This is a genomic window from Amycolatopsis sp. NPDC088138 (genome assembly GCF_044741685.1).
In the GTDB taxonomy this organism is placed as follows: domain Bacteria; phylum Actinomycetota; class Actinomycetes; order Mycobacteriales; family Pseudonocardiaceae; genus Amycolatopsis.
On the sequence record NZ_JBIUTB010000006.1, the window covers coordinates 308976 to 323398 of the forward strand.

Consider the following 14423-nt stretch of genomic DNA (forward strand, 5'->3'; position numbering starts at 1 on the left):
GGTCGCAGCCGGCGACCGCGGCTTCGTTCACCTGAGCCATCCAGGGCTGATTCGTGTGGATCGCAGGAGCGCGGCCAGTCGGCCTTGGTCGTGGCCGCTCCCGTGGCCGGGTTCGCCGGTCGCAGCCGGCAACCGCAGCCTCGCTCACCTGAGCCACCCAGCGCCGAACCCCCTACCTCGTCCCGCCCCGAACCTCCGGAACTGCGCAGGGAGGCGGCCATGACCACCGTCGAGTCCTCCGGCCGGGTGGTCGGCCGGTGGCACGGCGCCTGGCTGCGCGTCGAAGGGCACTGGACCTGGTACCGCCGGCACTGGCTGACGACCCTCTACTCCACCGGCCTGCAGCCGGTGCTGTTCCTCGCCGCCATGGGGCTGGGCTTCGGGTCGCAGGTGCGGCCCGGCGCGGTCACCGGCGGGCTCTCCTACCTGCAGTACATCGCGCCCGCGCTGCTCGCCGCCGGTGCCGCGCAGCAGGCGGTCGGCGAGTCGAGCTACCCGGTGCTGTCCGGGTTCAAGTGGCAGAAGGACTACCTGGCCGTCACCGCCACGCCGGTGTCACCCGGGCAGGTGCTCGGCGGCCACCTGATCTGGTCGGCGCTGCGGCTGACGCTGGCCGGCGCGATCTACGCGTTCGTCGCGGTGTTCTTCGGCGCCTGGACCGGGCCGGGCGTGCTGCTGGTGATCGTCGCCGGCACGGTCACCGGGCTCGCCTGCACCACGCCGATGACCGCGCTGGCGGCCCGCACGTCCGACGAGGGTCAGCGGTTCGGCCTGATCTTCCGCTTCGTCGTGATGCCGATGACGTTGTTCTCCGGCACGTTCTTCCCGATCTCCCAGCTGCCCGCGGCGATCCGCTGGCTGGCCTGGCTCTCCCCGCTGTGGCACGGCTCGCAGCTGGCCCGCGGCGTGAGCGTCGGCGGGGTCGGCGGCTGGGCGATGCTCGGCCACTTCGCCGTGCTCGCGGCGCTGTTCGCGGCCGGGTGGGCGCTGGCGCACCGGGCGTTCTACAAGAGGCTGGTGGTCTGATGGTGAGCGTCCAGGCCCCACCGCGGCGCGTCGGGCTGCTGCTGCGGATCCTCCCGCCCGGGCTGTACGCCGGCCGGGCGAGCGCGCTGATCGAGCGCGCGACCATGGTCTACCGCAACAGCTGGCTGATCTTCCTGTCCGGCGCGGCGGAGCCGTTCCTCTACCTGCTGGCGTTCCAGCTGGGGTTCGGCAGGCTCGTCAGCGAGGTCACCGGCCCCGACGGCCGCCCGATGAGCTACGTCGCGTTCGTCGCCCCGGCACTGCTGGCGACGTCGGCGATGAACGGCGCCGTGTTCGAATCGACGTTCAACCTGTTCTTCAAGCTGCGCTACGCGAAGCTGTACGACGCGATGCTGGCGACCCCGATCGGCCCGCTGGACGTCGCACTGGGCGAGATCGGCTGGGCCATCCTGCGCGGTGGCGTCTACGCGGTGGCGTTCCTCGGCATCGCGGCGGCGATGGGCCTGCTGGCGTCGTGGTGGGCGCTGCTGATGGTCCCGGCCGCCCTCCTGGTGGGGCTGGCGTTCTCGGCGATCGGCATGGCGCTGGTCACGTTCGTGAAGTCGACGGCCCAGTTCGACTACATCCAGCTGGTGCTGATGCCGATGTTCCTGTTCTCGACGACGTTCTTCCCGCTGACGGTGTACCCGGAGCCCCTGCAGTGGGTGGTCCGCTGCTTCCCGCTCTACCACGCGATCGAGCTGATGCACGGCCTGGCGACGGGCTTCCTCTCGCCGAGCATGCTGGGCAACCTCGCGTACCTGCTGGTCCTGGGCGGAGTGGGCCTCTGGGCCTCGACCCGCCGCATCGCGAAACTGCTGCTCACATGACGCCGTGTCGACCCTCCGATCACGAGAGTCGACCGCTCCCGTCCATGATCACGCGAGAACCGGGTGGTGACGTCAGCGAGCCGGGTCCGGCCGCCCGCTCCGCGGCGCCACCGCCGCCATCGCGTCCACCATCCCGTGCCCGTAGAAGCCGTTGAACCCCTCGTACCCCGCGCAGTACGCGTCCTGGGTGCCGTCCCCGGTCAGGTCGTAGTCGGCCGGGCACGGCATCGGCGTCGCCTGCCCGTCCAGGATCCGCCGCAGCTGCCGCGGGCCCGCGCCGGGATGCGACGACGCCAGCAGCGCGAGCACCCCGGCGACGTGCGGGGCCGCCATCGACGTCCCGCACAGCGGCGCGTACCCGCCCGGGATCGTCGAGAGCACGCACTGGCCGGTCTCGCCGCCGGGAGCGGTGACGTCGATCACGCCCAGCCCGTACGAGCTGTACCCCGCCTTCACCCGGTCCGCGCCGACGGCCGACACCGCGACGACGTCCCGCAGCCCGGCGGGCAGGGCCTCGCAGCCGGTGCCCGCGCCGGGGGTGCCCGAACGCGCGGAGGGCGTCAGGTCGACGGCCTCGTTGGTCGCCGCCGCGACGTTCAGCGTGCCCGCCGACGTGCTGTACTCCACCGCCCTGGCCAGCACTTCGTGCACCACCCCGCGGTCGTCGCCGCGGATGCACGACAGCGACCACGGGTTGACGAAGAAGCTGCTGTTCGTCAGCTGCATGTGCCGCGAAGCCGCCCACATGAGCCCGCACACGGCGGCCTCCGGGTCGGCGTAACCGCGGTCGTCGATCACCTTGACCGAGGCGACGCGCACACCGGGCGCCACACCCGTGACGCCGTGGCCGTCGTCGGCCGCCGCGATGATCCCGGCCACGTGCGTGCCGTGCACCGACGTCGTCGGTGCCCACGCGCCGCGGTCCTGGTCGGGGGCGCCGGTGAGGCAGCCGGCGGAGTCGTCGCGGTCCAGCGCCGCGGTCAGGTCCGGGTGGGCCGGGTCGATGCCCGAGTCGAGCACGCCGACGACGACGTCGCGGCTGCCGTCGGACACCTTGTGCGCCCAGCCCGCGTTGATCGCCTGCATGTCCCACTGCCGGTCGCTGAGGTCCGCATCGGGGACGCGAGCCGGGTCGGTCGCCGGCAGCGCGGCCCGCGCGGGCTGCGGCTTCACCGGGTCGGTCGCGTGCTGGGCGGCCAGCCGCTCGCCCTGGGCGCTGAACGTCCGGTCCAGCCCGATCCGCGACCCGAACCCCGGATCGCCGGAGGTGGCCACGGCGACGGCGATCTGCGGGTAGTACACGGTCGTGGCGCCACAGGCGCCGGAAATCTCCGAACGTGCGGCGGTCTCGGCCGTGCCGCGGTCGAAGGTGACGACGTAGCGGAGGGTCCGCCCGTGGGCGCAGGACGACTCGCCGGCCGCCGCCGGACCGGCGGTGACGCATCCCGAAAGCACCAGGACGGTGCACACGGCCGCCCGCAGCGGCCGCGCCAGCAGGGACACCTGACCTCCCACCGGATACCGGAACCGCGGGTGCCGGCGCGTGCGCGCCCGGCCACCCCGAGCCGCACGCTAGCCACCGCGCGCCCGGCGGACAAGCTCTTCGGCCAAGTTCGCCCGGCCGGTGCCCTCGCGGCGCGCCCGGGCGGCCTGCCGGAGGTACCGAGTACACCGGCGCAGTCACCGGGTGTGGGATACTGCGGGTGGCCGCTGGGCCGCGGGGCGCACGTGAGAGGTGCTGCCTGCGGAGTGGTGGCCCGGTGAAGTGCATGAATCAGCACCACGCGCGTCGCCGCCCGCGAGCCGGGTGGCTGGACGACGTGGCGGGCGGCCCGGGGGCCGTGAGGCCTGGGCACGCACGCCGCCGAGCAGACCTTTGACCGGGTTGCGCGCCATCGGGAGTCGATGGTGCGGCGCCCGGTCGTCGGGCAAGGATTCCCGCCGCTGGTGACCACCACGGCGGAACGAACAGAAAGGGGCCCCTGCGCGGCCGCGTCCCTGCCGGGTTGAACCGGCAGACGCGCCCGGGGGCGGAGGAGACACATGTCGAACGCGGAAACACCCGCCGAGCACACCGGCGGGAATCCCGCCACACCCACGACCGGGCCGCTGGCCGACCTGCCCGCCCGGATCCGGGTGCACGCACTGGCCAAGCTGCTCGAGTCGCACAGCCGGGACGTCCTCGCGAAGCTGGCCGAGCTGGGCGAAAGCGTCCGCAGCGCGCAGTCGAGCGTGACCAGGGAAGTGGCGCTCAAGGTCGCCGAGGCCTTCTCGGGCGGCGACGTCGAAGCGGCCCCGGCTTCCGGCGGTGACGTCGAGGTCGCGCCGGCTTCCGGTGGCGACGTCGAGGTGGCCCCGGCCGGGCGGACCAAGGCCGAGCCGCAGCGGTCCGCCGCCCCGGCCGTGCCCGAGGTGCCGGCCGCCGAGGCCGAGAGGCCGCGGCCGCGGCAGAAGACCCGCGCGCACCTGCCGGTGTTCGCCGCGCCGTCGCCGGTCTTCCTGCCGCCCGAGCCCGCCGCGACCAAGCCGGCCCGCAAGCCGGCCGACCCGTTCGCGGAGCCGCCGGCCCCGGTGAAGCAGAGGCACCCGCAGCCCGAGCCCGAGGTCGCCGAGGAAGAGGAGGCCGAGGACACCACGCCGGCCACCGACTCCGGTGACGACGACGGTGACGACGCCAACAGCCGCCGCCGTCGCCGCCGTGGCCGCCGCGGCCGCGGCCGCGGCAAGGGTGCCGACGGCAGTGACGAGAACGACGGCGACGACGCCCAGGCCGAGGAGGAGGAGCCGCAGCAGCAGCCCGCGCGCCGCCGCTCCCGCAACGGCAACGCGGACGAAAAGGCCGTCAAGGACGAGCCGGACACCGCGGAGGAGCCCGAAGACGACTCCGACAACGACAGCGACAACGACGGTGAAGGCGGCAGCAAGCGCCGTCGCCGCCGCCGTCGCCGCAAGGGCTCGGACGGCGACGACAGCGGGGACACCGGCACCGACGACCCGCCCAACACCGTCACCCACGTCCGCCAGGCCAAGGCCGAGCAGGCCGAACGCGCCGAGCGCGAGCGCCCGGCGCGCGACGAGGTCCGCAGCGTCCGCGGCTCGACGCGCCTGGAGGCCAAGCGCCAGCGCCGCCGTGACGGCCGCGAGGCCGGCCGCCGCCGTGCTCCGATCCTGTCCGAGGCCGAGTTCCTCGCCCGCCGCGAGGCGGTCGAGCGCACGATGGTCGTCCTCGAAAAGGGCGAGTCGACGCAGATCGGCGTGCTCGAGGACGGCGTGCTGGTCGAGCACTTCGTGACGCAGTCGGGCTCCGGCTCGATCGTCGGCAACGTCTACCTCGGCCGCGTCCAGAACGTGCTGCCGAGCATGGAGGCCGCGTTCATCGACATCGGCCGCGGCCGCAACGCCGTGCTCTACGCCGGTGAGGTCGACTGGGACGCCGCCGGCCTGGAGGGCAAGGCCCGCAAGATCGAGCAGGCGCTCTCCACCGGCGACTCCGTGCTGGTCCAGGTGACCAAGGACCCGGTCGGGCACAAGGGCGCCCGGCTGACCACGCAGATCTCGCTGCCCGGCCGCTTCCTGGTGTACGTCCCCGCGGGCGGCGCCACCGGCATCTCCCGCAAGCTGCCGGAGAACGAGCGCCGCCGGCTCAAGGACATCCTCAAGCGGATCGTCCCGGAGGACGCGGGTGTCATCATCCGCACCGCCTCCGAGGGCATCGGCGAGGAGGAGCTCGGCCGCGACGTCGACCGCCTGAAGGCCCAGTGGGACGTCATCAAGGAGAAGGCCGACGCCGGCTCCGGCCGCAAGGGCGGCGCGCCGACCATGCTCTACGAAGAGCCGGACCTGCTGGTCAAGGTCGTGCGTGACCTCTTCACCGAGGACTTCGCCAAGCTGGAGATCCAGGGCAACCGGTCGTGGGAGACCATCAACGACTACGTCCGGCACGTCGCGCCGGAGCTGGCCGAGCGGGTCAAGCGCTACACCGGCACCGGTGACGCGTTCGCCGACCACCGGATCGACGAGCAGATCACCAAGGCCCTCGACCGCAAGGTCTGGCTGCCCTCGGGCGGCTACCTGGTGATCGACCGCACCGAGGCGATGACGGTCATCGACGTCAACACCGGCAAGTTCACCGGCTCGGGCGGCAACCTCGAGGAGACGGTGACCCGCAACAACCTGGAGTCGGCGGAGGAGATCGTCCGCCAGCTGCGGCTGCGGGACATCGGCGGCATCATCGTGATCGACTTCATCGACATGGTGCTCGAGTCCAACCGCGAGCTGGTGCTGCGCCGCCTCACCGAGTGCCTCGGCCGCGACCGCACCCGCCACCAGGTCGCCGAGGTCACCTCGCTGGGCCTGGTCCAGATGACCCGCAAGAAGATCGGCACCGGGCTGCTCGAGGCGTTCTCGACGCCGTGCGAGCACTGCAAGGGCCGCGGCGTGGTCGTCTCGACCGAACCGCAGCGCACGGCCGGCAGCACGGGCCACTCCCACGGTGGCAACGGCGGCGGCAACGGTGGTGGCAACGGCGGCGGTGGCGGCGGGGAGAAGAGCTCCCGCCGGTCGCGCGGCCGTGGTGGCAAGGGCGAGGAAGCCGCGCCGCAGCCGGCCGAAGCGGTCAAGGACGAGGTGCACGTCGTTCCGCCGCCGGAGAAGCGCGAGTCGATCGCGTCCGCGGTGGCGGCCATGGCGAACGCGTCCAAGGCCGTCAAGGACCAGCCCCACGAGCACGGCGCCCTGAACGGCAACGGGCCCGTCCCCGAGGTGACCGACACGGCGGAAGCCTCCCAGGCCACCGAGACGCCGGACGAGGCCGTCGTGGCCCCGGAACCGGCTGTGGAGGTCGCGGACACCCCCGTGACCACCGAGGCGGACGAGACGCCGGCACCGCTGGAGGAGCCGGCCGTCGAGCGTTCGTCGGCACCCGAGCCGGCGGAAGAGCCCGTCACACAGTCTTCGGAGGCCGCTGAGGCGGTCGCCGAACCCGAGGTCAGCGTGCCCGAACCGGCTGGACGCGCCACCCGGCGCCGTCCGCGCCGGGCCGCGTCCCGCCCGGCCGGTCCGCCGGTCAAGGCCTCGGAGCAGAGCGCTAACTGAACACCAAGGGGACCCCGGTGGTAACGCACCGGGGCACCCCACGTAACCTGTAGTACGGCCTACCACCAGAGTAGGCCGCCTGCGTGAGAGCAGGACCGCCTTTCCGGAGGCGGGCCGATCGCGCGGGGCCCCCACCCATTGTCGAGTAATGCAGGAGACTTCCGTGTCGGCGTACGCGATCGTCAAGACCGGCGGCAAGCAGTACAAGGTTGCCGTCGGCGACGTGGTCGAGGTCGAGAAGCTCGAGGGCGAGCCGGGCACCGAGCACATTCTCCCCGCCGTTTTGTACGTCGACGGTGGCGATGTCACCACGGACGCCGACGCGCTGGCGAAGGTCTCGGTCACCGGCAAGGTCGTCGAGCAGACCAAGGGTCCGAAGATCCGGATCCACAAGTTCAAGAACAAGACGGGCTACCACAAGCGTCAGGGTCACCGGCAGAAGCTGACCCGCGTCGAGGTCACCGCCATCTCCCTGTAAGAACTTCTCCGGATCTGCTTTTTCAGAAAGAGGGCTGAGCCATGGCTCACAAGAAGGGTGCGTCCAGCTCCCGCAACGGTCGCGATTCGAACGCGCAGCGCCTCGGCGTCAAGCGCTTCGGCGGCCAGGAAGTCAACGCCGGCGAGATCCTGATCCGTCAGCGTGGCACCAAGTTCCACCCGGGCGTGAACGTCGGCCGTGGCGGCGACGACACGCTGTTCGCGCTGGCCGCCGGCGCGGTCCAGTTCGGCGAGAAGCGTGGTCGCAAGACCATCAACATCGTCGTGCCGGTCGAAGCCTGAGTTCCGGCTTCGACGAAGACCTTCTGACGAGGGGTGGAGCCGGAATATCCGGCGCCACCCCTCGTTTGTTTTGTGTATCCCCTGCTCGCGAATGAAAGAGGCAAGTCATGGCGTCCCGTTTCGTGGACCGCGCGGTGATCCACCTGACCGCCGGTGACGGGGGCAACGGCTGCGCCTCGGTGCACCGCGAGAAGTTCAAGCCCCTCGGCGGCCCGGACGGCGGCAACGGCGGCAACGGCGGCGACGTCCTGCTGGTCGTCGACCCGAACGTGCACACCCTGCTCGACTTCCACTTCCGCCCGCACGCCAAGGCGGGCAGCGGCAAGCTGGGCCAGGGTGGCGACCGCGCGGGCGCGGCGGGGGAGACCCTGGTGATGAAGGTGCCGTCCGGCACCGTCGTGTTCACCGAGGACGGCGAGATGGTCGCCGACCTGATCGGCCCGGGCACGACGTTCGTCGCGGCGCAGGGCGGCCGCGGCGGCCTCGGTAACCGTGCGCTGTCGTCGAAGGCCCGCAAGGCACCCGGGTTCGCGCTGCTGGGCGAGCCGGGTGAAGCCCGCAACCTCGTGCTGGAGCTGCGTTCGGTCGCCGACGTCGGGCTGCTCGGCTTCCCGTCCGCCGGCAAGTCGTCGCTGATCTCGGTGCTGTCCGCGGCGAAGCCGAAGATCGCCGACTACCCGTTCACCACGCTGGTGCCGAACCTCGGCGTGATCACCGGCGGCGACACCGTCTTCACGATGGCCGACGTCCCCGGGCTGATCCCCGGCGCGTCCGAAGGCAAGGGCCTCGGTCTCGACTTCCTGCGCCACATCGAGCGCTGCGCGGTGCTGGTGCACGTCGTCGACTGCGCGACGCTGGAGCCCGGCCGCGACCCGGTGTCCGATGTGGACGCGCTGGAGCTGGAACTCTCGAAGTACACCCCGGGCCTCGGCGGGAAGCTCGAAGAGCGCCCGCGCGTGGTCGTCCTCAACAAGATCGACGTCCCGGAAGCGGCCGAGCTCGCCGACTTCGTCCGGCCGGAGTTCGAGGCCCGTGGCCTCCAGGTGTTCGAGATCTCCACGGCGTCGCGCAAGGGCCTGCGCGAGCTGACCTTCGCGCTCGCCAAGGTGGTCGAGGAGTACCGCGAGATGCAGCCGGTGCTGGAGCCGGAGACGATCGTGCTGCGGCCCCTCGCCGTCAACGACGAAGGGTTCACCGTCGAAGTCGACCCCGAGGAAGAGGGCGCCTTCATCGTGCGCGGCACGCGCCCGGAGCGGTGGATCCGCCAGACGAGCTTCGGCAACGACGAAGCCGTCGGCTACCTCGCCGACCGCCTCAACCGCCTCGGCGTCGAGGACAAGCTGGCGAAGCTCGGCGCGCGCCCGGGCAGCCCGGTCACGATCGGCGACGTCCAGTTCGAGTGGGAGCCGTCGACGCCGAGCGTCGCGATGCACCTGTCCGGCCGCGGCACCGACGTCCGCCTCGAGAACCACGACCGGATCGGCGCGTCCGAACGCAAGGAAGCCCGCCGGATCCGCCGTGACGGCCCGGACGAGCCGGAAGGCGCCGACGGGGACCTGGACGCGTGAGCGGCACGCGGGAGGCCATCGCCGCCGCCCGGCGGCTGGTGGTCAAGGTCGGTTCCTCGGCGCTGACCACCGCGGGCAGCGGCCTCGACCCGGTCCGGCTCGGCGCGCTGGTCGACGCGATCGCTGCGCGGGTCGCGGCCGACACGCAGATCGTGCTGGTCTCTTCGGGCGCGATCGGCGCCGGCCTCGCTCCGCTGTCGCTGGGTAAGCGCCCGAAGGACCTCGCCACCCAGCAGGCGGCGGCGAGTGTCGGGCAGCTCGCGCTGGCGCACGCCTACGCCGAGTCGTTCGGGCGGTACTCGCTGACGGTCGGGCAGGTGCTGCTCACCTCCGACGACGTCGTGCGGCGGTCGCACTACCGCAACGCGCAGCGGACGTTCTCGCGGCTGCTGGCGCTCGGCGCCGTCCCGGTCGTCAACGAGAACGACACGGTGGCCACCGAGGAAATCCGCTTCGGCGACAACGACCGGCTGGCCGCCCTGGTGGCGCACCTGATCGGCGCCGACGCGCTGATCCTGCTGTCCGATGTGGATGGTCTCTACGACGGCGACCCGCGCGAGGGCGCCACCCGCAAGCTCACCGAGGTCCTGTCGGAGTCCGATGTGGACGGTATCTCGGTCGGGATCTCCAGCTCCGGCCTCGGCACCGGCGGCATGGTGTCCAAGCTGGCCGCCGCCCGCACCGCGGCCGGCGCCGGCATCCCGGTCCTGCTTGCGGCGGCTTCGGAGGCGTCGGCGGCCTTGACGACGGCGTCGCCGGGCACGGCCTTCGCCCCGGCCGACACCCGCCTGTCGGCCCGCCGGTTCTGGCTGGGCTACGCGGCGGACACCACCGGCAAGCTCCGCATCGACGACGGCGCGGTGGCGGCGGTGGTCCGCCGCCGCCGTTCGCTGCTGGCCGCCGGCATCACCGGCGTCGACGGCGACTTCCAGGCCGGCGACGTGGTCGACCTGGTGGACGCGAACGACCGCGCGGTGGCCCGCGGCGTGGTCGCCTTCGACGCCACGGAGCTGCCAGACCTGATCGGCCGCTCAACCCCCGAGCTACCGGCAGAGCAGCGACGCGAGGTAGTCCACGCCGACGACCTAGTCCCCCTACGCCGCTAACCACCGCCCCGCCCCCACCACGCAAGCCGACCCCCCAGACACGCAAGCTGCCCCCCCCAGACACGCAAGCCGCCCCTCCAGGCACGCGACCCGTCCACCTGGGCACGCGTGTCGTCCATCCAGGCACGCGAGCCGACCCCCAGACACGCAAGCCGACCCTCCAGGCACGCGAGTCGTCCATCTGGGTACGCGTGTCGTCCCTCAGGTACGCAGCCGACCTTCCGGGCACGTGAGCCGACCGCCAGGTACGTGAGCCGACCGCCCAGGTACGCGAGCCGACCTTCCAGGTACGCGTGTCGTCCGTCCGGGTACGCAAGCCGACACGTCCAGGTGCGCGTGTCGTCCGCCCAGGTATGCGTGTCAACCGTCCGGGTACGCGAGCCGACCGTCCAGGTGCGCGAGTCGACCGTCCGGGAACGTGAGCCGACCTTCCAGGTACGCGTGTCGTCCGTCCGGGTACGCGTGTCGTCCATCCCGGTACCCGTGTCGTCCGTCTGATCACGCGAGATGCCCCGCGGATCACGCGATCCGGCTCAGCCCACCGAAACCAGGTGCGCCCCGCCGTCGGCCTCCAGGACGGTGCCGCTCAGGTTGGCGTTGGTCGCCGCGAGCGCGACCACCTCGGCGACGTCGTCGGCGGTCGCGACCCGCCGCACCGGCACCTGCGCGGCCGTCTGGGCGAAGAACCCCGCCCGCATCTCGTCCGGGAACCCGCTCCACCACGCCGTGTCGACGACGCCGGGGGAGACCGCGTTGACCCGCCGCGGTGCGAGCTCGACCGCCAGGGGCCTGACCAGGGCTTCGACCGCCGCGTTGAGCGCGCCGATCCCGGCCGTGCCCGGCATCGAGGCCCGGGCGCTGATCGCACCGAGCAGCGTGATCGAACCGTCCGCGGCCAGGTGCGGCAGCACGGCCTGGATCGTCGTCAGGTGCGCCCAGAACTTCGCGTCGAAAGCCCGGCGCAGCATCGCCAGGTCCAGCTCGGCGATCGGCCCCATACCTTCGGCGCCGGACAAGCTCACCACCAGCACGTCGACCGTGCCGAGCGACTCGGCGAGCGCGGCCATCGCCGCCGCGTCCCCGCCGTCGGCCCGGTGTCCGGTCAGGTGCGGGTCGCTCGCGGCGACGTCGTCGAGGCGTTCCTTGCCGCGCCCGGTGATGTGGACGTCGTAGCCCCGGGTGTGCAGCCTCCGCGCGGTCGCCAGGCCGATGCCCGAGGTGCCGCCGGCAACAAGAGCGATACTCATGTTTCCCCATTTCGAACCGGTACGTCTCGTTTCGAAATCGACGGTACCATCGGATCCCATGACCGACCAGTCCCGTCCCGGGCGCAAGCGCAGTGAGCAGAGCAGGCTCGCGATCCTCACGGCGACGCTCGAACTGGCCGCCGAAGCGGGCTACGGCGCGCTGACCGTCGAGGGGATCGCGGCACGCTCCGGCGTCGGCAAGCAGACGATCTACCGCTGGTGGCCGTCGAAGGCCGACGTCCTGCTCGACGCGCTCGCGACGAAGGCGGACCTGCAGGTCCGCATCCCCGACGAGGGGTCGTTCCGCGCCGACCTCGCGCTCTTCCTCGACCGCACCTACGCGATGGGCACGAAGTCCCAGGTCGCGGACACCCTGCGGGCCCTGATGGCGCAGGCGCAGATCGACCCGGAGTTCGGCAAGCGGTTCCGCGAAGACTTCCTGTTCCGCCGCCGCGACGCACTCGGCGAGATCGTCGGACGCGCTCGCGAGCGCGCCGAACTCCCGGCCGGGGTCGGCCCCGGCACGGTGATCGACGTCGTGTTCGGCACGCTCTGGTACCGGCTCCTGGCGACCCGTGAGCCGATCGGCCCGGAGATGGCCGAAGAACTGGTAGCGCTGCTGGCGCCTATGTCGGGTTGATCCGGTCCGGCTTGATCGTCAGCAGCAGCCGCGTCTGGTCGCGCCCGCCCCACCACGGGTACGGGCCGCCGAGGTAGCGCTGCGCCAGCTTCTCGATGTGGTCGACGGCGCCGTCCTCGGTCATCTCGACGACCTGCCCGCGGAACGCGTAGTAGCGCGACGGCCGCTCGCGGTCGGCGACGTTGAGCGCCACCCGCGGGTCACGCTCGATGTTGCGCTGTTTCTGGTGGCCCAGCACGGTGTTCACCAGGATGTGCGTGCCGTCGGTGTCCACCCAGGTCTGGGTGAGCTGCGGCGAGCCGTCCGGCATCGAAGTCGCCAGGAAGCAGAGGCTGGGCTCGCGCAACAGGGCGAGCAGATCGCCGGGCAGTTCCACAGTGGTCTCCAAAGCGGTCTCTCACTACAGCTGGTCGGGCGCTGCGATACCGAGCAGGGAAAGCCCGAGCGCGAGCGTGTTCGCCGTCAGCGTAGTCAACCGCAGCCGGGACGCGCGCAGCTCGGGGGTCGGCGCCTTGAGGACCGGGCAATCGTCGTAGAACCGGGAAAAGGCGACCGCGGCCTCGTAAAGGTACGTACAGAGCTTGTGCGGTGCGTAAGCGTTCGTCGCGGCGTCGAGGGCCTCGCCGAACCGCAGCAGCTTCAGCGCGAGCGCGCGTTCCGCCGGCTCGTCCAGCAGGATCCGCGTGCCGTCGGGCTCGCCACCCGCCTTGCGCAGGATCGACCGCGTCCGCGCGTGCGCGTACTGGAGGTACACCGAGGTGTTGCCCTCCTTCGCGAGCATCCGGTCCCAGGCGAAGACGTAGTCGCGCTCGCGGTCGCCGGAGAGGTCGGCGTACTTGACCGCGCCGATGCCGACGGCCCGGGCGACCTCGGCCTGCCCCGCCGCGTCGAGCTCACTGCGTTCGGCGACGACCACGGTGGCCTGCGTCACGGCTTCGGTGAGCAGGTCGACCAGCTTGATCGTCTCGCCGGCCCGGGTCCGCATCGTCTTGCCGTCGGCGCCCAGCACGGTGCCGAAGCCGACGTGCTCGGCGTGCCCGGTCAGCCAGCCGGCCTTGCGGCAGGCCGAGAACACCATCGCGAAGTGCTGCGCCTGCGGCGATCCGACGACGTAGAGCAGGTCGGTCGCGCCACGCTCGGCCGTCCAATACCGGACGGTGGCCAGGTCCGTGGCAGCGTAGCCGTAGCCGCCGTCACGCTTGCGGACGATCAGCGGCAGCCGGTCGCCGTCCCGGTTGCGGAACCCTTCGGGGAACACGCAGACGGCGCCGTCGCTGACTTCGGTCAGCCCGGCCGCCTCCAGGTCGTCGACGACCGTGGCGAGGTACGGGTTGTAGAAGCTCTCGCCGTAGATGTCCTTGTCCGTCAAGGATATCCCGAGCAGGGCGTAGACCTCGTTGAAGTGCCGGGTCGACTCGTCGACGAGGGTCTGCCACACAGCGAGCGTCTCTTCGTCGCCGCTCTGCAGCAGCACGACGCGGGTGCGCGCCCGCGTCGCGAACGCCTCGTCGCTGTCGAACTTCCGGCGTGCTTCGCGGTAGAAGGCGTCGAGGTCGGCGATCGCGCGCTGGTCGGACGGGACGTCGAGCAGGTGCTCGATGAGCATGCCGAACGGCGTGCCCCAGTCGCCGAGGTGGTTGTGCGGCAACACTTCGTGGCCCGCGAAGCGCAGCAGGCGCGCGAGGGCGTCGCCGATCACGGACGAGCGCAGGTGCCCGACGTGCATCTCCTTCGCGACGTTCGGGCTGCTGTAGTCGAGTGCGATCGTGCGCGGCTCGGCCGTCCGCGGCACGCCGAGGCGTGCGTCGCCGAGCACCGATTCCACCCGGGTTTCCAGCCAGTCCTTGCGCAGCACGAAGTTGAGGAACCCGGGCCCGGCGACCTCGGGCGTCTCGGCGATCCCGTCCAGCTCCAGGGCTTCTGCGATGAGCGTGGCGACCTCGCGCGGTGGCCGGCCGAGCTTCTTGCCGAGGCTCATCGCGAGGTTGGCCTGGTAGTCGACGCCGTCACGCGGCGACGCCTGGATCAGCGCCTGCTCCGGCGTCAGTTCCACGTCCAGGGCCCGGCCGGCGGCGGCGACCACGCGGCGCGCCAGCTCCTCGGTAACGTCGGCGGTGTGCACGGTGTCCCTC

Annotated in this window: 12 protein-coding genes; 8 read left to right on the forward strand and 4 right to left on the reverse strand. The window is 72.0% G+C overall.

All coding sequences use genetic code 11. From position 1 onward, the window contains the following. Positions 1-219: 219 nt before the first annotated feature. Both ACIOD2_RS33175 and ACIOD2_RS33180 read left to right on the forward strand, forming a co-directional pair. Positions 220-1026: an ABC transporter permease gene (locus tag ACIOD2_RS33175; protein ID WP_392760895.1), complete on the forward strand. Its 807-nt coding sequence runs from the start codon at positions 220-222 to the stop codon at positions 1024-1026. Further along, positions 1026-1856, forward strand: coding sequence for an ABC transporter permease (locus ACIOD2_RS33180; RefSeq protein ID WP_400547065.1), 831 nt, complete (start codon positions 1026-1028; stop codon positions 1854-1856). The genes ACIOD2_RS33175 and ACIOD2_RS33180 overlap by 1 nt, the downstream gene beginning before the upstream one ends. Positions 1857-1928: 72 nt before the next feature. Here ACIOD2_RS33180 and ACIOD2_RS33185 read toward each other — a convergent pair whose 3' ends face one another. Further along, a complete protein-coding gene (locus tag ACIOD2_RS33185) occupies positions 1929-3359 on the reverse strand; it encodes a S8 family peptidase (protein WP_400547068.1) in 1431 nt (476 codons plus the stop codon). Between the two features lie 540 nt (positions 3360-3899). Between ACIOD2_RS33185 and ACIOD2_RS33190 the strand changes: the two genes are divergently transcribed. The 5 genes from ACIOD2_RS33190 (at position 3900) to proB (ending at position 10404) form a co-directional block, all read left to right on the forward strand. Further along, positions 3900-6950, forward strand: coding sequence for a translation initiation factor IF-2 N-terminal domain-containing protein (locus ACIOD2_RS33190; protein WP_400547071.1), 3051 nt, complete (start codon positions 3900-3902; stop codon positions 6948-6950). Positions 6951-7113: 163 nt separating this feature from the next. Continuing rightward, positions 7114-7428 (forward strand): 50S ribosomal protein L21, encoded by a 315-nt coding sequence (gene rplU / locus ACIOD2_RS33195; RefSeq protein ID WP_003067132.1) that lies wholly within the window; start codon positions 7114-7116, stop codon positions 7426-7428. Between the two features lie 41 nt (positions 7429-7469). Next, complete coding sequence (gene rpmA / locus ACIOD2_RS33200) at positions 7470-7730, forward strand: 50S ribosomal protein L27 (protein ID WP_155545674.1); 261 nt, start codon at positions 7470-7472, stop codon at positions 7728-7730. A gap of 107 nt (positions 7731-7837) precedes the next feature. Continuing rightward, positions 7838-9298, forward strand: coding sequence for a GTPase ObgE (obgE, locus tag ACIOD2_RS33205; RefSeq protein ID WP_400547075.1), 1461 nt, complete (start codon positions 7838-7840; stop codon positions 9296-9298). Further along, positions 9295-10404: a glutamate 5-kinase gene (gene proB / locus ACIOD2_RS33210; RefSeq protein ID WP_400547078.1), complete on the forward strand. Its 1110-nt coding sequence runs from the start codon at positions 9295-9297 to the stop codon at positions 10402-10404. The genes obgE and proB overlap by 4 nt, the downstream gene beginning before the upstream one ends. A 533-nt stretch (positions 10405-10937) precedes the next feature. Here the strand turns inward: proB and ACIOD2_RS33215 are convergent. Beyond that, positions 10938-11651, reverse strand: a complete 714-nt coding sequence (locus ACIOD2_RS33215; RefSeq protein WP_400547081.1) for an SDR family oxidoreductase — start codon at positions 11649-11651, stop codon at positions 10938-10940. A 58-nt stretch (positions 11652-11709) separates the two neighbouring features. On the opposite strand from ACIOD2_RS33215, the gene ACIOD2_RS33220 reads away from it, so the two are divergent. Beyond that, positions 11710-12291, forward strand: a complete 582-nt coding sequence (locus ACIOD2_RS33220) for a TetR/AcrR family transcriptional regulator (RefSeq protein ID WP_400547084.1) — start codon at positions 11710-11712, stop codon at positions 12289-12291. Here ACIOD2_RS33220 and ACIOD2_RS33225 read toward each other — a convergent pair. Further along, positions 12278-12679 (reverse strand): PPOX class F420-dependent oxidoreductase, encoded by a 402-nt coding sequence (locus ACIOD2_RS33225; protein ID WP_400547087.1) that lies wholly within the window; start codon positions 12677-12679, stop codon positions 12278-12280. The genes ACIOD2_RS33220 and ACIOD2_RS33225 overlap by 14 nt on opposite strands. A 12-nt stretch (positions 12680-12691) precedes the next feature. Next, positions 12692-14413, reverse strand: coding sequence for an arginine--tRNA ligase (gene argS / locus ACIOD2_RS33230; protein ID WP_400547090.1), 1722 nt, complete (start codon positions 14411-14413; stop codon positions 12692-12694). Between the last annotated feature and the right edge of the window lie 10 nt (positions 14414-14423).

Excerpts from the sequence above, each read along its gene's own strand:
- ACIOD2_RS33175 (WP_392760895.1), top strand. The coding sequence starts at position 220 with ATGACCACCGTCGAGTCCTCCGGCCGGGTGGTCGGCCGGTGGCACGGC.
- ACIOD2_RS33180 (WP_400547065.1), top strand. The coding sequence starts at position 1,026 with ATGGTGAGCGTCCAGGCCCCACCGCGGCGCGTCGGGCTGCTGCTGCGG.
- ACIOD2_RS33190 (WP_400547071.1), top strand. The coding sequence starts at position 3,900 with ATGTCGAACGCGGAAACACCCGCCGAGCACACCGGCGGGAATCCCGCC.
- rpmA (WP_155545674.1), top strand. The coding sequence starts at position 7,470 with ATGGCTCACAAGAAGGGTGCGTCCAGCTCCCGCAACGGTCGCGATTCG.
- obgE (WP_400547075.1), top strand. The coding sequence starts at position 7,838 with ATGGCGTCCCGTTTCGTGGACCGCGCGGTGATCCACCTGACCGCCGGT.
- ACIOD2_RS33215 (WP_400547081.1), bottom strand. The coding sequence starts at position 11,651 with ATGAGTATCGCTCTTGTTGCCGGCGGCACCTCGGGCATCGGCCTGGCG.
- ACIOD2_RS33220 (WP_400547084.1), top strand. The coding sequence starts at position 11,710 with ATGACCGACCAGTCCCGTCCCGGGCGCAAGCGCAGTGAGCAGAGCAGG.